Origin of the sequence: Streptomyces sp. NPDC004284, assembly GCF_042874035.1 — a bacterium.
GTDB lineage: Bacteria > Actinomycetota > Actinomycetes > Streptomycetales > Streptomycetaceae > Streptomyces.
The window spans coordinates 1-16,391 of the sequence record NZ_JBIAMJ010000005.1; the positions used below are offsets into that span (position 1 = coordinate 1).

The following is a 16,391-nucleotide window of genomic DNA, read 5'->3' on the forward strand; positions in this document are numbered from 1 at the left end:
CGTGGGAGACGTTGGCGAGGAAGGCGGCGGCCTCCTGCTTCTTCACCGTGTCGGTGCCGGTGGTGGCGAAGCCGGGGTAGGCCTTGAGGGCGGCCACGAGGCCCGCGTACGTGTAGAAGGGGTTCCGGCTCGGGAACATCTGGTTGAACTGGGCCTCGGAGACGACGAATCCGGAGGGGTCCGGGTCCGTGCCGCCCCCGCCGGTGCCGCAGGCGCCCTCGTCGCGCCAGACGTCGGAGGAGCCGGGGCGTTCGTTCTGGGTCCACCACTTGGCGTACCAGTTGTGGCCGTTGTACGAGGCGGTCATGCCGCCCGTGTAGACGCTGCCCGAGTTCCAGGCGGCGACGCACGCGGGGGCGGCGCCCGCCGAGGCCGTGGGGAGGAGGACGGCGAGGCCGAGGGCCGTACAGAGAGCGGCCAGCAGGGTGACCAACTTACGCAGCATGGTGCGTACTTCCTTCCGGGTGGGGTCCGGGTGGGAAGCCACAGCGAAGCGTGATTGGTCTGAACCTGTCAAGGTCTAGACCAGAAAACGACCCCCGGCGTCGTGGGGTCGCGGGGGTCGCTCTCCGGTCTTACGGTCTTACGGGTTCGCGGCCTTACGGGCTTACGCGGCCAGCTGCACCGTCAGTTCCTTCGCCAGGGACTCGGCCGTCGCGAGGGACTCCGTGCGGGAGGCCTCGAAGAGCGGGACGAGGTCGGCCATCGCGGGGACGACCGGGGCGAGGGTCAGCTCGGGGGTGATGAAGGTGACGTCCAGGCCGAGGTCGCTGCCGAGGGCCTGCCGCAGGTAGCCCTCGACGAAGTCGCGGCCGTACATCGGGGTGCCCTCGCGGTAGGAGCCGCCCCGGCTGGTCACGACGACGGTCCGCTTGCCGGCGAGGGAGCGGTGCTCGGTCCTCGACGTGCGGCCGCCGGCGATGACGTGGTCGATCCAGGCCTTCAGGGTGGAGGGGATCGCGTAGTTGTACATCGGGGCGCCGAGGAGGATCACGTCCGCCTGCTCGGCCTCCTCGATCAGCCTCCCCCGGAGGGCGAACGCGGCCCGCTGCTCCGGGGAGTGGTCGGCGGGGTCGGTGTTGCCGGCGTAGTAGGCGGCGGCCTCCAGGTGGGGGACCGGGTCCGCCGCGAGATCCCGGTAGATCACCGTTCCCCCGGGGTTCTCCGCCTCCCAGGACCTGCGGAAGGCGGCGGTGACGGCGCGGGAGTGGGAGTTCTCGCCGCCGAAGGAGGTGTCGATGTGCAGCAGTGTGGCCATGGGGATCGTCTCCTGGGTTTCACAGGGGCTGGTGAGAAGGATCTTTCTTCCTCAACCAAACTTGAGGTCCAGCCCCTGTGACCCGGATCACCCTCAGATCATCAGGATGATCCGGCCCGGCCGGTGCCCCGCCTCCGCCCGGCGGTGCGCCTCCGCGACCTCCTCCAGCGGCATCACGTCGGCCACCCGGGTGATCAGCTCGCGGTTCGCCACCTTCCGCAGGCTCTCCGCGAGCCGGGGGGCGTCGGGGACGGCCCGTACGGTCTCGACGCGGATGTCACGCTCGGCGACCGGCACCCGGTCGGGGGCCAGCGCGGCGAACGCGCCGCCGCCCTTGAGGACCGGGAGGAGCGCGGGGCCGACGAGCGCCCCGTCGAAGACCGCGTCCACCCCGTCCGGGTCGCCCGCGAGGACCTTCGCGACGACGTCCTCCGGGAGGCCGCGCGTGACGACGTGGTCCGCGCCGAGGACGCGCAGTTCGGGCTCGTCGCCCTCGTGGGCGACGGCCACCACGCGCAGTCCGGCGGCATGGGCGTACTGGACCGCCAGGCGGCCCACCACGGCGCTCGCGCCGGTCACGAGCAGCGCCGCCCCCGCCGGGAGGCCCAGCCGGTCGAGGGCCTGCTGGGCGGTGGCCGAGGCCAGCGGCAGGGACGCGGCCACGGTGAACTCCACGTCGTCCGGGACCGGGGCCAGCCACTCCGGGGCGGCCCAGATGATCTCGGCGTACGTGCCGTCGCCCGTCAGCATCTCGAACCAGGGCACGAAACCGGCCACGCGGGCGCCGACCGTCATCCCCGGCTCTCCGGGCACGGGATCGAGCAGCTTGCCCGCGAAGTCCGTCCCCAGGACGAACGGGGGCCTGAGGTCGCCGACCGCGTCGGCGTACCGGCCCGCGCGGATCCGCAGGTCCGCCTGGTTCACTCCGGCCGCCTTCAGGGCCACCCGCACCTTGCCCGGCACGGCCCCGGCCTCCGGCTTCGGCCGGCGGGCCATGCGGAGGACCTCGGGTCCGCCGTAGGCGGTCACTTCGACGACACGCATGGGGTACTCCTCAGACGGAAGGCCCCCTCGTGGCCATTACACCCACGCTCCAGACCCGCCAGCAACCTCTGCCCGCCCACCCGAGTGGCCGTCTCTGAACGAACGGCGAAGTCCAGGTGGCCGCCCGCTACACCCCTCCCGGTCTCGTACGGACGTCCGTACCGTCCCGGCCATGGAGTGGATAACACCGGAGAACCTCATCGCCGTGGGGACGGCCCTCATCGGTGTCCTGGTCACCTTCGCCGTCGTCTGGATCGACCGGTTCTCGCCGCAGCGCAAGCGGCTCGGCTACCGCGTGCAGCTCAACACCCCGCTCCACCGCGAGGACAACCAGGACAGCGAGGTCATGACCGTCCGGGAGGGCCAGGTCGTGGGGATGGCCGCGCCCGCCGACGGCTCCACGCTCGTCCTCCTCCGCATCGAGAACGACCGCGAGCTCGACATCGGCTCCGAGGACTACGGCGCCTCCACCGAACCCCACGGGCTGAGGATCACCTTCGGCGAGCGGACCGTCCAGGGCGTCGTCGCCACCGTCCCCGCCGGCTGGGTCTCGGTCCGGGACGACCTGGAGCGCGCCCCCGCGCTGGGCCGCGACGGCAACGCGGTCCTCGTCCCCAAGGTGGCCCTGGAGCGCGGCCAGTACTTCAAACTGCTCGTCCAGCTCTCCGGCGGCGTCGCCGACCGCGACGTCAAGATCGCCGGAAGCCTCCAGGGCGGCTCCATCCGGCGCAACAGGAGCACCACCCCCGACGAGAAGCCGGCCAGGTTCAGCCCGACCGCCCGGAACGTCGTCGTCGTCCTCACCGTCTGCGTCATGACCCTCGCCGCGATCATCGTCCGCGAGCAGACCCCGCCGCCCATCGGCTGCGCCCGGGGCACCCTCACCCTCACCGGCTCCACGGCCTTCGCGCCCGCGCTGCGGGAGGTCGCCAAGCAGTACGAGGAGGACTGCGAGGGCTCCACCGTGACCGTCGACGTGCACGGCTCGACCGCCGGGATCCGGGAGCTGGCCCAGGCCGGGAAGGAGAGGGGCTCGATCATCGCCTTCTCCGACGGGCACAAGCCGAACGGCTTCCCCGAGCTGCGGGAGAACAGGGTCGCCGTCTCCCTCTTCACCCTCGTCCTCAACGACGGCATCCCCGTCGACGACCTCACCCTGGACCAGGTCCGCCGGATCTACCGGGGCGAGATCACCGACTGGAAGCAGATCGTCCCGAGCCTCGACCGGCCGGTGCTCCTGGTCAGCCGGGACGCCAACTCCGGCACCCGGCAGGTCTTCCAGCGCCGGGTCCTCGACTTCAACGAGCCCGCCAACTCCTCCCAGGACTGCCTGACGCTCGACGACCCCGCCTCCAAGGTGATCCGCTGCGAACTCGACTCCACCGGCCAGGTCCTGGACACCGTCGCCAAGCTCCCCGGCGCCGTCGGCTACGCCGAACTCCGCGCCACCGAAGGACGGAAGGGCCTGCACCGGGTGGCCGTCGACGGGCGGCGGCCCGTCGTGGAGGAGCTGGGCGGGTCCGGCTACCCGTACCGGGAGATCGAGTACGCCTACACCTGGGGCCTGCCCCGGACCGACTCCCTGACCTCCAGCTTCCTCACGTACCTCCGGTCGGGGCGCGGCCAGGACGTCATCAGCGCCCACGGCCACCTGCCCTGCGCCACCCCGAAGGGGCTGAAGGTCTGCGGGGACGGCTGATGGGGCGATTGCGGGTCTGGCATGCTCTGGCGACGTGGAGTCATTGCACGCGGAAGACCCGGTCGGCGTCGGCCCGTTCCGTCTGATCGGCCGCCTCGGGGTCGGCGGGATGGGCCGGGTGTTCCTGGCGCGTTCGGCCGGCGGGCGGACCGTCGCGGTCAAGGTCGTGCACGCGGAGCTGGCCGCCCAGGACGAGTTCCGGCGCCGGTTCGCCCGCGAGGTCGCCGCGCTCGAACGGGTCGGCGGCGCCGGCACCGCGCCCGTCCTCGGCTCGGACACCACCGCCGACTCCCCGTGGGTCGCCATCGGTTACGTACCCGGGCCGTCCCTGCGGACCGTGGTCGGCGACGAGTTCGGGCCGCTGCCGCCCGCGACCGTACGGGCCCTGGCCTCCGGGCTCGCCCGCGCCCTCGACCACATCCACGGCGCCGGGCTCGTCCACCGCGACCTCAAGCCGTCGAACGTGCTGCTCGCCGTCGACGGGCCGCGGATCATCGACTTCGGCATCGCCCGCGCCGTCGACCACGTCGACGCCGGTGGCAACCTCACCACCACCGGGGCCGTCGTCGGCTCCCCCGGCTTCATGTCGCCCGAGCAGGTCCGCGGCGACCAGGTCTCGCCCGCGTCCGACGTCTTCTGCCTCGGCTCCGTCCTCGCGTACGCGGCGACCGGCCGCGCCCCCTTCGGCACGGCGGACAGCGGCGTCCACGCCACGATGTTCCGCATCGCCCACGACGAGCCCGACCTCACCGGCCTCCCGCCCGAGCTCTCCGGACTCATCCGCGCCTGCCTCGCCAAGGACCCGGCGGCCCGGCCCACCGCCACCGAGATCGTCGAGACCCTCCCGGTGGCCGACCCCTGGCTCCCGGCGGACGTCCTGGCCCGCCTCGGACGGCACGCGGCGCAGCTCCTCGAAGCGGACGGCACGTCCCCCGCCGATGACGCTCCTCCGCCGCCGGAGACGGAAAGCACGGCTCCCGCGCCCGCCGCGCCCCGGCGCCGGGGCCGCACCGCGCTGCTCGCCGCCGTCACGGCCCTCGTCGTCGCGGCGGCGGCCGGCGTCGCGTACACGTACCGGCCCGGGAACGGCGACACCACGGGCGGCGGCAAGGGCGGAGACGCCCGCCCCGCCGGGATCGTCCCGGCCGCCTTCCTCGGTGCCTGGGAAGGCGTCCTCAAGGGCTCGGCGAACGCCCCGTACGAGACCAGCCGGATCGAGATCGCCCAGGGCCCGGCAGGCGCCAAGGCCGCCGTCTACACCCACGTCACCGGCGAACAGCTCTGCATGGGCCGGGCCGCGCTGATCTCCGCCACCGACGACGAACTCGTCCTCGGCGAAGCCGAGATCACCGAAAGCGTCCCCGCCCGCCGCTGCACCCCGGCCGCCCGCCAGACGCTCAAGCTCCGCTCGGCCGACGTCGTCGAATGGAGCTCCGGCGTCGCCAGAGCCCCCTTCCAGCGGGTCGAGGCCGGCACGAACATCGTCCCCGCCGCATACCTCGGCACCTGGAAGCAGGCCCCGGACACCCTCACCCAGCCCGACCCCGACCGCTGGTCCTACCGCGTCACCATCACCCAGGGCCCGGCCGGCGCCCCCCTCGTCCGCTACGAGCAGTCGTACCCGCGCGCGGACGCCGAGGGCAACTACCTCTCCGACGACGTCGACTGCGCCTCCACCGCCGTCCTCGGCGGGGCGGGCACCCTCCTCGTCATCGGACCGGAGACCCGCGACCCGGACACCTGGGACCCGGACTGCGCCGAGAACGGCTCCGGCAACCTCCGCATCGTCCGGTACAAGGGCGAGGAACGGCTCCAGGTCTACGGGATGAGCGCGGACGGGGAACCGGCCGAGTTCGTACGGGACTAGCGCCCGCTACGGCCCGAGGAGCTGCAGCGCGGCCCCGACGGCGTCCAGGAGGGGCTGGCCGATCGCGCCGACGGTCACGGCGAGGTCCCGCAGCAGTACGAGCCCGCCCCGCCGCGCCTGCGGCACCGCGAGGCCTGCCGATGCCCCGTCGAGCCGCTCGGCCACCTCGGGCTCCACCTGACCGCGCAGTTCCTCGATGCGCGCCAGCACGTCCGCCAGCGCGCGCTCCAGGTCCGGCGAGGCGTGGTGGTGCACGATGCCCTGGTTGCCGCTGCCGCCGTGCATGTTGACGACGTCGCCGTAGTAGTTGTCCCCGGCCATCACTTCATCACTCCCGTGTTGCCGCTGCCGCCGTACATGTTCACGGAGTCCCCGAAGAAGTAGTTGTCGTAGTTGGTGATCTCCAGCGTCCCCACGGAGGCGCGGAACTCCGCGTCCGGCTTGTCGATCGCCTCGGCGATCGAGCGGACGAGCCGGTTCAGGTACGCGCGCTCCCCGGTCACCAGGGCCGTGGAACGTCCGTTGGTCTCGATGGCGAGGACGTCGTGGGTCGAGGCGAAGGCCACGGAGGCCATGTCGCCGAAGAAGTAGACCAGCAGGAACAAGGCGAGGCCCGCGGCGCCGCCGAAGACGTTGCCGAGGTCACTGCTGCTCGAATCGTACGAACTCGGCGACGACTGGTCCGCGAAGTACAGGAGGGTCAGGAGGACGGCGAGCGTGATCCCGCCGCGCTTCAGGAACCGGACGACGGCCTCCCAGCGCCGGGGCCGGAGCACGAAGGTGTGGACGCGGACGATGTTCTCCAGCGGATAGACGCCTCCGTGCACCCAGAGCAGCCGCTTGCTGATGACCAGCGCGGGCCCCCCGGGCAGCGACGGGCCGAGCGGGGTGGCGAGCGCTCTGCCCGGCTCGGTCCACGGCCTCGACGGCGGATCGACCGGCTTCTTCGGTGTCTGTACCGGTGGCTGTGTCGGCTTCGGCGGCGGCGTTTCGTTCGTTCCCATGCATCCCCCCCGAGACGGAACGGCTACGACGTGCCCCTCATTACGCAGCCGAACCACCAGCCCCACAAGCCGAGTTCAAGCCTCCCGGGGTACGACTTCGGCCGCCGCGCGCGCGTAGTCGTGGACCAGGGGGCGGGGGTCGTCGGCGCGCCAGGCGAGGGCGAAGCGGGTCGGAGAGACGCCGTCGACGGGGCGGACGACGACGCCGCCACGGGTGAGCAGCGGGGCGTTGCCCTCGGCGACCAGGCAGATGCCGAGGCCGTCGACGAGGGCTTCGTACGTCTCGTCGGTGGAGCTGATCTCGGCGCCGATCCGGGCCGGACGGCCGTCCCGCGCGTCCAGGACCAGCCAGTGGTCGCGGAGTTCGGGGGCGACGGCGCCGGGCAGCGCGAGGAAGGGTTCGTCGAGGAGGTCGGCGAAGTCGATCCGCTCGCGGGCGGCCAGCGGGTGCCGCTCGGACAGGGCGATCAGGCGCGGCTCGGTGGCGACGACGACCCAGCGGTAGCGCTCGGCGCCGACCAGCGGGAGCCAGACGAACGCCAGGTCGCTGGTGCCGTCGGCGAGCCCGGCCGTCGGATCGTCCCAGCCGATCTGGCGCAGCCGGAGCCGCGCCCCGGGGTGCTTCCCGGTGAAGCGGGAGCGGATCGCGGGCAGCAGGCCGCCCCGGCCGGGGCTGGTCGACATGCCGATGACGAGGGTGGCCTCCCGCGCGGCCCGGGCGGCGCGCACCGCGCCCTCCCCCTCCGCCCACGCGGCGAGCACCGCGCGCGCGTGCGGCAGCAGGGCCGTACCGACCTCGGTGAGGCGGACGCCCTGCCGGTCGCGGTCGAAGAGGGGCGCGCCGAGCTGCCGCTCCAGGGCGCGGATCTGCTTGCTGAGCGCGGGCTGCGAGACGTACAGACGCTCGGCCGCCCGCGTGAAGTGGAGCTCCTCGGCGACCGCGAGGAAGTACCGCAGGTCCCGCCCGTGCACGTCCATAGCCATGGGTTATCACGCGAGATCTTGGACGGACAACTGCCTTCGCGTGCACGCTTGTTGGACAACGAACGAGGGGAATCAGGAACATGAGCAAGGTCTGGCTGATCACGGGAGCCAACAGCGGGTTCGGGCGCGCCTTCACCGAGGCCGCGATCGCCGCCGGTGACGTCGTCGTCGCCGCGGCCCGCCGCACCGAGACCCTGGACGACCTGGTCGCCGCCCACCCCGACCAGGTCGACCCGGTCGCCCTGGACGTGACGGACGCGGAGGCGGTCGACCGGGTGGTCGCCGCGCTGATCGAGCGCCACGGCCGCGTCGACGTCCTCGTCAACAACGCGGGCCGCACCCACGTCGGCTCGGTCGAGGAGACCTCCGACGCCGAACTGCGCTCCCTCTTCGACGTCCACGTCTTCGGCCCCGCCGCCCTCACCCGCGCCGTCCTGCCCCACATGCGGGCCCGCCGCTCCGGCGCGATCGTGCAGCTCAGCAGCGTCGGCGGCCAGATGTCGATGGCCGGCTTCGGGGCCTACAGCGCCACCAAGTTCGCCCTGGAGGGCATGTCCGAAGCCCTCGCCGCCGAAGTCGCCCCCCTCGGCATCAAGGTCCTCGTCGTCGAGCCCGGCGCCTTCCGCACCAGCCTCTTCGGCAACGGCAGCCTCAGCGGCGACACCATCCCCGACTACGCCGACACCGTCGGCGCCACCCGCGCCTTCGTCGAGGGCGGAGACGGCGGCCAGGCCGGCGACCCCGCCAAGGCCGCGGCAGCCGTCCTCGCCGCCCTGAACGCCGACGAGACGCCGCTGCGGCTGGCCCTCGGCGACGACTCCATCGACGCCATCCACGCCCACCTGGAGCAGGTCCGGGCGGACCTGAACGCGTGGGACAAGGTCGGGCGGGACACGAGGTTCGACGCGTAGCCGGACATGCGAGAAGGCCCGCACCCGGAGGTGCGGGCCTTCTCGGCACGCCTGCTTACAGGAAGGAGTTGATCTCGATCGTCTCCGTGCGGCCGGGGCCGACGCCGATCGCGGAGATCGGGGCGCCCGACATCTCCTCGAGGGCCTTCACGTACGCCTGGGCGTTCTTCGGAAGGTCGGAGAAGGTCTTGGCCTTGGTGATGTCCTCGGACCAGCCCGGGAGCATCTCGTAGATCGGCTTCGCGTGGTGGAAGTCGGTCTGCGAGTAGGGGAGCTCCTCGACGCGCTTGCCGTCGATCTCGTAGGCGACGCAGACGGGGATCTGCTCCCAGCCGGTGAGGACGTCGAGCTTGGTGAGGAAGAAGTCCGTCAGGCCGTTGACGCGGGTCGCGTAGCGGGCGATGACGGCGTCGAACCAGCCGCAGCGGCGGTCGCGGCCGGTGGTGACGCCGCGCTCGCCGCCGATGCGGCGCAGGGCCTCGCCGTCCGCGTCGAAGAGCTCCGTCGGGAACGGGCCGGCGCCGACGCGGGTCGTGTAGGCCTTGAGGATGCCGATGACGCGGGAGATCTTCGTCGGGCCGACGCCCGCACCCGTGCAGGCACCGCCGGCGGTCGGGTTCGAGGAGGTGACGAAGGGGTACGTGCCGTGGTCGACGTCGAGCAGGGTGCCCTGGCCGCCCTCGAAGAGCACGACCTTGTCCTCGTCGAGCGCCTTGTTGAGGATCAGCGTGGTGTCCGCGACGAACGGCTTGATCTGCTCCGCGTACTGGAGCATCTCCTCGACGATCTGCTCCGCCTCGATCGCGCGGCGGTTGTACAGCTTGGCGAGGAGCTGGTTCTTGCCCTCCAGCGCCGCCTCGACCTTCTGGGTGAGGATCGACTCGTCGTACAGGTCCTGGACCCGGATGCCGACGCGGTTGATCTTGTCCGCGTAGGTCGGGCCGATGCCGCGGCCCGTGGTGCCGATCTTGCGCTTGCCGAGGAACCGTTCCGTCACCTTGTCGAGGGTGACGTTGTACGGGGTGATCAGGTGGGCGTTACCGCTGATCAGGAGCTTCGACGTGTCGACGCCGCGCTCGTTCAGCCCGCTCAGCTCGGAGAGCAGGACCGCCGGGTCGACGACGACACCGTTTCCGATCACCGGGGTGCACCCCGGGGAGAGGATTCCGGAAGGGAGGAGGTGCAGCGCGTACTTCTGGTCGCCGACGACGACCGTGTGGCCGGCATTGTTGCCGCCCTGGTAACGCACCACGTAGTCCACGGATCCACCGAGCAGGTCGGTGGCCTTTCCCTTGCCCTCGTCACCCCACTGAGCACCGAGCAGCACAAGTGCGGGCACAGGCGTACACCCCTTCCGGGTGGGGCATGTCCAAGGTCAGGGGGCGTACGCCGCCTCACCGGTGTGCCCCGGAATAGACGAAGCCCCTGGCGCAATAGCGCAAGGGGCTCTTGCACAAAGATGCTACCCGAGGAAGGACCGAGGTGTCGGATCACGACCAGCTGCTGGTCATCGTCGACCCGGTCGCCCGCCGAATGGACGGCGAGTCCGTGCGGATCGCGAAGGATGTGCTGTCCGCGGGCGCGGAGGCGAAGATCTGCCTGCCGGACGGCCCCGAGGAATTCTCCCGGGCCCTGGCCCGGCGCGGCTCCCGGCGTCCCGTCGTACTCGGCGACGACCGCGCGCTGCTGCGCACGGTGACCCTGCTGCACCGCGAGCGGGAGCTCGCCGGCGGGGCCCTCTCGCTCGTCCCCATCGGCGCGCCGGACGCCCTGGAAGTCGCCCACGCGCTCGGCGTGCCGCGCTCCACCCCGGCGGCGGCCCGGGCCGTCCTGCACGGGACCGTACGCCGCCTCGACCTGCTCGTCGACGACAGCGACGGCGTCGTCCTCGGCGACCTCCTGGTCCCGGGCGCACCCGCCGTCGCCCCCGTGGCGCCGACCGTCTGGGGCACCTGCCGCTCCCTCGTCCGCACGCTGGTCCGCCCGGCCCCCGTGGCCGTGGCCACGGCCCGGCTCCGGGTCGAGGCGGACGGGGTGCTGCTCGCCGACGTCGACGCCCCGGTGGAGGGCCTGACGGTCCGGCCCGCCGGCGGCACCGCCGAGGTGACCGTCCACCCGCTCGCCTCCCCCGCCCGGCACGCGACCGCCCGTACGGTGACGGTCTCGGGCCCGGACTTCCGCTACCGCGCGGACGGGCACCTGACGGGGCCGGTGCGGCGGAGGACGTGGACGGTACGGGCGGGGGCCTGGGGGCTGACACTGCCCGTGGAGGTCGCATAACGTCACGGGCGGGGACGATCACTCAGGGGCGGGGGAACATGCGATGACGTGTGCGCTGGACGTCGAGGAGACGGCGGCGGGGCTGGAGCGCTACCGGCGCGGAGCCGCCCTGCTGGTCGTCGCGGGGATCGTGGCCCTCGTCCTGGCCGTCGCCGTCGAGCTGCTGGTCGCGGACACGTGGGCCTCCGACGCGACCTACTGGCTCTTCGCGCCCGGGTTCCTGGCGCTGTGCTTCGGGATCGGCTCATGGGGCAACGCGCGGCGGATGCGGCGGACCCTCGGCGCGGGCACCTGGTCGGCGCACCCCGCCGTGGCGATCGGCAGCAGCCGGTACGCGACGAGCGTCGTCCTGCGCTCCCCCGGCGGCGCCGAGGCGTGGCCGCTGACCGTGGTCGCCACGCGGCAGCGGTACGAGCTGCTGCGGCCGGGCCCGGACGGCACGCTGTGGTGGTGCGGCGACCCGCGCGTGGGCGGAGTCCTCGCGCCGCCCGGCGGCGGCGGAGTCCTGATCTGGGCGAAACCGATGCGCGGCGGGCGCGTGCGGCGGCGGATCGTCGCTCGGGCGGAGGCGGAGGGGCTGATGCTCCGGGCGGCGCCACGGCAGCCGCAGGAACCGCAGGCCGCGCCCGTCACGGCGGACGGCCCCCACGGCCCCTCCGACCTCCACGACCTCCGCGACCCCTACGACCGCATCTACGCCGCCCCCTACGACCTCCCCGACCACGACAACCCCGACGCCGCCCCCGACGACACCCCCTACGCCGCCATGGACCGGCCTCCCGTCATCGTGGACGGCGTCCTCATGGACCGCCCTCCCGTGCCCCTCGACTCGCCGCCCCCCGCCACCGGGCCGACCTACGCCGTGCTCGCCGCGCACGCCCGGCGGCAGGCCGTCCCCCAGGGCAAGGCGCTCCGCCCGGAGGCGGACGTGAGCGTGGTGCCGTGGTGGCGGGTGCGGAGTCTGCGGCGGATCGCCGGGGTGCACCGGGTGCTTGTCGCGCTCGCGTTCTGCGCGGCGCTGGGCGCGGCCGCGCTGACCGGGCCGCCGAAGGAGGACCTGCTGAAGCTGGGCGTCGCGGGCGTGCTGGCCCTCGGCGCGCTCGTGTACGCCTGCCACCAGCTGCTGACCGTCGGCCGCCCCACCGTGCGGACGATGGTCCGGGCCGCGACCTCCTACCCGCCCCGCCTCCGCCGGTACGTCCTGCTGTACGACCCCCAGGGCGGCGCGCCCGTCCTGGTGACGTTCCCGGGGGCCGGCGGCCTGCACGCCCGGCCCGACGGGGTGATCCCGCTGATTCCGCCCGGCCCGCGGAAGGAGCCGCGCCGCGGGCTTCCGGCCCTGCCCGTCGGCATGATCCGCCTGCACGGCTGGCACTGGCCGGACTTCACCCCGGACGGCCGCAAGGCGTTCGTCGTGCCCTGGATCGGGGGGCGCCCCCTGTGGCCGGCGGGACTGTACTGGGAGGACGACGGGCGGCCGGAGTTCACCGCGCTCCTGGAGCGGCTCGCCCCGCCGCTGGAGACCCGGGCGGGGGCTCAGGACTCCTGAGCCTCGGTCGCCGCCGCGTCCTTGTGGGCGCGCCAGCGGTCCATGATTCCGGCCATCTCGCCGTGCAGGAAGGCGAAGAACTCCGCCGTCTCCGCGACCCTGCGGCCCGCCGCGCTGTCCGTCCCGAGGGTCGCGGCGCCCTCGTCGAGGACCTTCTCCCAGCGGGTGAGGGTCTGGTCGCGGCGGGTGAAGGTCTCGTACCAGAGCTCGTTGTGGAGGACGTACCGCTCGCGGCGCGTGCCGGGGTCGCGCTCGCGGCTGACCATGCTGACCTGGGAGAGGTAGCGGATCGCGCCGGAGACGGCGGCCGGGCTGATCCGCAGCTGCTCGGCGAGCTCGGCCGAGGTCATGGAGGCCGTCTCGGAGGCCAGGAGCGCGGCGAAGACGCGGCTCGCCATGCGCTGCATGCCGGCGGCGGTCATCTCGGCGGCGAAGCGCTCGACGAAGCGGGAGACCGCCTCTTCCCCGGCCGTTTCCTTGGACGTCGTCATGTTCCCCACTCTAAGCGTGGATTCACGCAGTTCCTTAACTTCACAAGTTTGTGAAATGAGCGTACGTTCTGAACCATGACGAAGGCCATCAGCGTCGTCGGACTCCACAAGTCCTTCGGGCGCACCCACGCGCTCGACGGCCTCGACCTCAGCGTCGAGACCGGCGAGGTCCACGGTTTCCTCGGCCCCAACGGCTCCGGGAAGTCCACCACCATCCGGGTCCTCCTGGGCCTCCTCCGCGCCGACTCCGGCGACGTCCGGCTCCTCGGCCGCGACCCCTGGAAGGACGCCGTCGAGCTGCACCGCCGCATCGCGTACGTCCCCGGCGACGTCACCCTCTGGCGCAATCTGTCCGGCGGCGAGGTCATCGACCTGTACGGGCGGCTGCGCGGGAACGGCGGCCTCGACAAGGCCCGGCGCGCCGAGCTGATCGAGCGCTTCGAGCTCGACCCCACCAAGAAGGGCCGCACCTACTCCAAGGGCAACCGGCAGAAGGTCGCCCTGGTCGCCGCCTTCGCCGCCGACGTCGACCTGCTCGTCCTCGACGAGCCGACCAGCGGACTCGACCCGCTGATGGAGGAGGTCTTCCAGAGCTGTGTGGAGGAGGCCCGCGCCCAGGGCCGGACCGTCCTGCTGTCGAGCCACATCCTCAGCGAGGTCGAGGCGCTCTGCGACCGGGTCAGCATCGTCCGCAAGGGCCGCACCGTCGAGTCGGGTTCGCTCGCGGAGCTGCGGCACCTGACCCGTACCAGCATCACCGCCGAACTCGCCGGACCGCCCGACGGCCTCGCCCGCCTGCCGGGCGTCCATGACTTCGACACCCAGGGAAACCGGGTGAAGCTCCAGGTCGACACCGACAAGCTCGACGCCGTCCTGTGCTCCCTGACCGCGTCGGGCGTGCGGAGCCTGACCTCCACCCCGCCGACCCTGGAGGAGCTGTTCCTCCGGCACTACACGGACGAGGCGGCCTCCCGATGACCGGCACCGGCGTCCTCACCGAGACCGGGAGCCCTGTCGGGCACTTCGCCGGGAACTTCGCCGGCACCGGCGCCCTCACCCGCCTCGCACTGCGCCGCGACCGGCTGATGCTCCCCGTCTGGGCGCTCGTCACCGGCGGCCTGGTCGCGAGCGGCGCGGGCTCCCTGGAGGGGCTGTACGGCACGGCCGCCGAACGGGCCCAGCTCGCCGCCTCGATGACCGCCAACAGCTCGATGCGCGCACTGTACGGACCGGTCCTCGACGACTCCCTCGGCGGGCTCGTCGCCTGGCGCTTCGGCACCTTCGGCGCGGTCCTCGCCGCCGTCGCGAGCCTGATCGTGGTGGTCCGGCACACCCGCGAGGAGGAGGAGACCGGCCGTCAGGAGATGCTGTCCGCCGGAGCGGTGGGCCGCAGGGCCCCGCTGACGTCGGCGCTCCTCACCGCGCTCGTCCTCGACACCGCCATCGCCCTCCTCGTCACCGCCGGCCTCGCCGGACAGGGCGCGGCCGGGGCGCTCGCGCTCGGTCTGGCGATCGGCGGCACCGGCATGGTCTTCGCGACGGTGGCCGCGCTCGCCGCCCAGTTCACGGAGAGCGCGAGGCTCGCCAAGGGCCTGACGGCGGGCGTCCTGGGCCTGGCGTTCGCCCTGCGGGCGGCGGGCGACGCGGGGACGTCGGACGGTTCGTCGGTCCTCACCTGGCTCTCGCCGATCGGCTGGGCCGAACACGTCCGGGCCTTCGCCGGCGAGCGCTGGTGGGTGCTGCTGCTGATCCTCGCGGCCGTCCTGGCGCAGACGGTGGCGGCGTACGCGCTGACCGCCCGCCGCGACGTCGGCGCGAGCTTCCTCGCGACCCGCCCGGGCCCCGCCGAGGGCCGTCTCGCGACCGCCGGGGCGCTCGCCTGGCGGCTCCAGCGCGGGACGCTCCTGGGCTGGTCTCTGGGCTTCCTGCTCGGCGGGTTCGTCTTCGGCGGGATGGTCGAAGGCGCGGCCGACATCGTCGGCGACAACGAACGGGCCCGCGAGATCTTCGAGCGGATGGGCGGCCAGAGCGCCCTGACCGACGCCTTCCTCGCCACGATGATCTCCCTCTTCGGGATGCTCGCGGCGCTGTACGCGGTCGGATCCGTCCTGCGCCCCCACGGCGAGGAGACCTCGGGCCGCGCCGAACCGCTCCTCGCGGGCGCGCTCGGCCGGCTCCGCTGGGCCGCCGGGCACCTGGTGATCGCCTTCGCCGGCTCGGCCCTGATCCTCCTCCTCGCCGGACTCGCCCTGGCCCTCTCGTACGGGCACGAGCTCGGCCCGATCCTGGGCGCCGCGCTCGTCCAGCTCCCCGCCGTCTGGACGCTCGCCGGGCTCGCCGTCCTGCTCTGGGGCGCCACCCCGAAGGCCGCGACCGCCGCCTGGGGCGCGGCCGGCCTCTGCCTGGCCCTCGGCTGGATCGGCCCGGCCCTCGGCCTGCCCCAGGCCGTCCTGAACCTCTCCCCCTTCGGCCACCTGCCGAAGCTCCCGGGCCCGGAGATCACCTGGACCCCGGTCCTGGTCCTGACGGCCCTGGCGGCGGCCCTGACGGCGGCGGGCCTGGCGGGGCTGCGGCGACGGGACGTGGAGGCGGGCTGAGGCGCCTCCTGCGTACGGGGGCCCGTACGGGCTCGTGCGGGCCTCGCGCGGGGCCGTTGTACGAGCCCGCACCGGCTCGTGCGGGCTGCACCCGCGTGCGGCCCGTACCCGGCTCGTGCGGGCTGCACCCGCGTGCGGCCCGTACCCGGCTCGTGCGGGCTCGTGCGGCCCTGCACCCGGCTCGTGCGGGCTCGTACCGGCCCGTGCGGCTCAGGAGCGGGCCGGGGACTCCGGCATGAGCGTACGGGCCAGCACCTCCAGCGCCTGGGTGACCTCGCCCAGGCGCTGCGGGTCGTCGGACCCCAGCGCCGCGGCGAGCGCGCCTTCGATCCGGGTGGCCCGCACCTCCGCCACGCGTGCGGACGCCTCCGCGGCCGGGCGCACGAGCACGCGGCGCCGGTCGGCGGGGTCCGGCACCGCCCGCACCGATCCGGCCTCCTTCAGCCGGGCCACGGCGGTGGACACCTGACTCTGCGGCAGACCGGTCCGGGCGGCGATCTCGCCGACGGCGCTGTCGGGGTGGGCGGCGATGTCGCCGGCGACGATCAGCACCAGCCGGGCGCTGCCGGCGTACCGGCCCTCGCCACCGGGAGGCTCGGGCAGCGCGTCCTCGCCGATCTTCATCAGGAGGCGGCCCAGCAGGAACAGTTCGGCTCCATTCACCCCGTCAACATACATCGAAATGGATTCATCCGATCTGATGTATC

Annotated in this window: 16 protein-coding genes; 7 read left to right on the forward strand and 9 right to left on the reverse strand. The window is 73.3% G+C overall.

Annotated elements, in window-relative coordinates:
• The 3 genes from ACFYUS_RS14730 to ACFYUS_RS14740 form a co-directional block, all read right to left on the reverse strand.
• The coding region (locus ACFYUS_RS14730; RefSeq protein WP_388850623.1) for a glycoside hydrolase family 19 protein at window positions 1–445 on the reverse strand (445 nt) is incomplete at its 3' end.
• 162 nt (window positions 446–607) lie between these two features.
• Entirely contained in the window at window positions 608–1,258 is a 651-nt protein-coding gene (locus tag ACFYUS_RS14735; protein WP_388850626.1) for an FMN-dependent NADH-azoreductase, read from the reverse strand.
• Between the two features lie 93 nt (window positions 1,259–1,351).
• Complete coding sequence (locus tag ACFYUS_RS14740) at window positions 1,352–2,302, reverse strand: NADP-dependent oxidoreductase (protein ID WP_388850629.1); 951 nt, start codon at window positions 2,300–2,302, stop codon at window positions 1,352–1,354.
• A gap of 172 nt (window positions 2,303–2,474) precedes the next feature.
• On the opposite strand from ACFYUS_RS14740, the gene ACFYUS_RS14745 reads away from it, so the two are divergent.
• Both ACFYUS_RS14745 and ACFYUS_RS14750 read left to right on the forward strand, forming a co-directional pair.
• Window positions 2,475–4,001: a substrate-binding domain-containing protein gene (locus ACFYUS_RS14745; RefSeq protein WP_388850632.1), complete on the forward strand. Its 1,527-nt coding sequence runs from the start codon at window positions 2,475–2,477 to the stop codon at window positions 3,999–4,001.
• 34 nt (window positions 4,002–4,035) lie between these two features.
• Window positions 4,036–5,868: a serine/threonine-protein kinase gene (locus tag ACFYUS_RS14750; protein WP_388850636.1), complete on the forward strand. Its 1,833-nt coding sequence runs from the start codon at window positions 4,036–4,038 to the stop codon at window positions 5,866–5,868.
• 6 nt (window positions 5,869–5,874) lie between these two features.
• On the opposite strand, the gene ACFYUS_RS14755 is transcribed toward ACFYUS_RS14750, so the two are convergent.
• The 3 genes from ACFYUS_RS14755 to ACFYUS_RS14765 all read right to left on the reverse strand — a co-directional run bounded on the left by ACFYUS_RS14755 (window position 5,875) and on the right by ACFYUS_RS14765 (window position 7,856).
• Entirely contained in the window at window positions 5,875–6,189 is a 315-nt protein-coding gene (locus tag ACFYUS_RS14755; RefSeq protein ID WP_388850639.1) for a hypothetical protein, read from the reverse strand.
• The gene (locus tag ACFYUS_RS14760) at window positions 6,189–6,872 is read right to left on the reverse strand and encodes a DUF6232 family protein (protein WP_388850642.1); all 684 of its coding nucleotides are present in this window, start codon (window positions 6,870–6,872) and stop codon (window positions 6,189–6,191) included. Before ACFYUS_RS14760 ends, ACFYUS_RS14755 begins: the two co-directional genes overlap by 1 nt.
• A 75-nt stretch (window positions 6,873–6,947) precedes the next feature.
• Window positions 6,948–7,856, reverse strand: a complete 909-nt coding sequence (locus ACFYUS_RS14765) for a LysR family transcriptional regulator (protein WP_388850645.1) — start codon at window positions 7,854–7,856, stop codon at window positions 6,948–6,950.
• 80 nt (window positions 7,857–7,936) lie between these two features.
• Between ACFYUS_RS14765 and ACFYUS_RS14770 the strand changes: the two genes are divergently transcribed.
• Entirely contained in the window at window positions 7,937–8,767 is an 831-nt protein-coding gene (locus ACFYUS_RS14770; protein WP_388850649.1) for an oxidoreductase, read from the forward strand.
• 55 nt (window positions 8,768–8,822) lie between these two features.
• On the opposite strand, the gene ACFYUS_RS14775 is transcribed toward ACFYUS_RS14770, so the two are convergent.
• Window positions 8,823–10,106 (reverse strand): adenylosuccinate synthase, encoded by a 1,284-nt coding sequence (locus ACFYUS_RS14775; RefSeq protein WP_388850651.1) that lies wholly within the window; start codon window positions 10,104–10,106, stop codon window positions 8,823–8,825.
• A gap of 194 nt (window positions 10,107–10,300) precedes the next feature.
• Here ACFYUS_RS14775 and ACFYUS_RS14780 point away from each other — a divergent pair, with 194 nt between their 5' ends.
• Together ACFYUS_RS14780 and ACFYUS_RS14785 are read left to right on the forward strand one after the other, a co-directional pair.
• Window positions 10,301–11,047 (forward strand): diacylglycerol kinase, encoded by a 747-nt coding sequence (locus ACFYUS_RS14780; protein WP_388851746.1) that lies wholly within the window; start codon window positions 10,301–10,303, stop codon window positions 11,045–11,047.
• A gap of 43 nt (window positions 11,048–11,090) precedes the next feature.
• Complete coding sequence (locus ACFYUS_RS14785; protein ID WP_388850654.1) at window positions 11,091–12,596, forward strand: hypothetical protein; 1,506 nt, start codon at window positions 11,091–11,093, stop codon at window positions 12,594–12,596.
• Here the strand turns inward: ACFYUS_RS14785 and ACFYUS_RS14790 are convergent.
• The gene (locus tag ACFYUS_RS14790) at window positions 12,584–13,087 is read right to left on the reverse strand and encodes a GbsR/MarR family transcriptional regulator (RefSeq protein WP_388850657.1); all 504 of its coding nucleotides are present in this window, start codon (window positions 13,085–13,087) and stop codon (window positions 12,584–12,586) included. The two genes, ACFYUS_RS14785 and ACFYUS_RS14790, sit on opposite strands and share 13 nt — an antisense overlap.
• A gap of 75 nt (window positions 13,088–13,162) precedes the next feature.
• Between ACFYUS_RS14790 and ACFYUS_RS14795 the strand changes: the two genes are divergently transcribed.
• Window positions 13,163–14,065: an ATP-binding cassette domain-containing protein gene (locus ACFYUS_RS14795; protein WP_388850660.1), complete on the forward strand. Its 903-nt coding sequence runs from the start codon at window positions 13,163–13,165 to the stop codon at window positions 14,063–14,065.
• A 107-nt stretch (window positions 14,066–14,172) separates the two neighbouring features.
• Window positions 14,173–15,684: an ABC transporter permease gene (locus ACFYUS_RS14800; protein WP_388851749.1), complete on the forward strand. Its 1,512-nt coding sequence runs from the start codon at window positions 14,173–14,175 to the stop codon at window positions 15,682–15,684.
• Between the two features lie 210 nt (window positions 15,685–15,894).
• On the opposite strand, the gene ACFYUS_RS14805 is transcribed toward ACFYUS_RS14800, so the two are convergent.
• A complete protein-coding gene (locus tag ACFYUS_RS14805; protein WP_388850663.1) occupies window positions 15,895–16,347 on the reverse strand; it encodes a MarR family winged helix-turn-helix transcriptional regulator in 453 nt (150 codons plus the stop codon).
• Window positions 16,348–16,391 lie beyond the last annotated feature (44 nt).

What these genes read in the sequence shown, in the direction of transcription:
- ACFYUS_RS14735 (WP_388850626.1), bottom strand. Translation starts at nt 1,258, where the DNA reads ATGGCCACACTGCTGCACATCGACACCTCCTTCGGCGGCGAGAACTCC.
- ACFYUS_RS14740 (WP_388850629.1), bottom strand. Translation starts at nt 2,302, where the DNA reads ATGCGTGTCGTCGAAGTGACCGCCTACGGCGGACCCGAGGTCCTCCGC.
- ACFYUS_RS14745 (WP_388850632.1), top strand. Translation starts at nt 2,475, where the DNA reads ATGGAGTGGATAACACCGGAGAACCTCATCGCCGTGGGGACGGCCCTC.
- ACFYUS_RS14755 (WP_388850639.1), bottom strand. Translation starts at nt 6,189, where the DNA reads ATGGCCGGGGACAACTACTACGGCGACGTCGTCAACATGCACGGCGGC.
- ACFYUS_RS14760 (WP_388850642.1), bottom strand. Translation starts at nt 6,872, where the DNA reads ATGGGAACGAACGAAACGCCGCCGCCGAAGCCGACACAGCCACCGGTA.
- ACFYUS_RS14765 (WP_388850645.1), bottom strand. Translation starts at nt 7,856, where the DNA reads ATGGCTATGGACGTGCACGGGCGGGACCTGCGGTACTTCCTCGCGGTC.
- ACFYUS_RS14770 (WP_388850649.1), top strand. Translation starts at nt 7,937, where the DNA reads ATGAGCAAGGTCTGGCTGATCACGGGAGCCAACAGCGGGTTCGGGCGC.
- ACFYUS_RS14780 (WP_388851746.1), top strand. Translation starts at nt 10,301, where the DNA reads ATGGACGGCGAGTCCGTGCGGATCGCGAAGGATGTGCTGTCCGCGGGC.
- ACFYUS_RS14785 (WP_388850654.1), top strand. Translation starts at nt 11,091, where the DNA reads ATGACGTGTGCGCTGGACGTCGAGGAGACGGCGGCGGGGCTGGAGCGC.
- ACFYUS_RS14790 (WP_388850657.1), bottom strand. Translation starts at nt 13,087, where the DNA reads ATGACGACGTCCAAGGAAACGGCCGGGGAAGAGGCGGTCTCCCGCTTC.
- ACFYUS_RS14795 (WP_388850660.1), top strand. Translation starts at nt 13,163, where the DNA reads ATGACGAAGGCCATCAGCGTCGTCGGACTCCACAAGTCCTTCGGGCGC.
- ACFYUS_RS14800 (WP_388851749.1), top strand. Translation starts at nt 14,173, where the DNA reads ATGCTCCCCGTCTGGGCGCTCGTCACCGGCGGCCTGGTCGCGAGCGGC.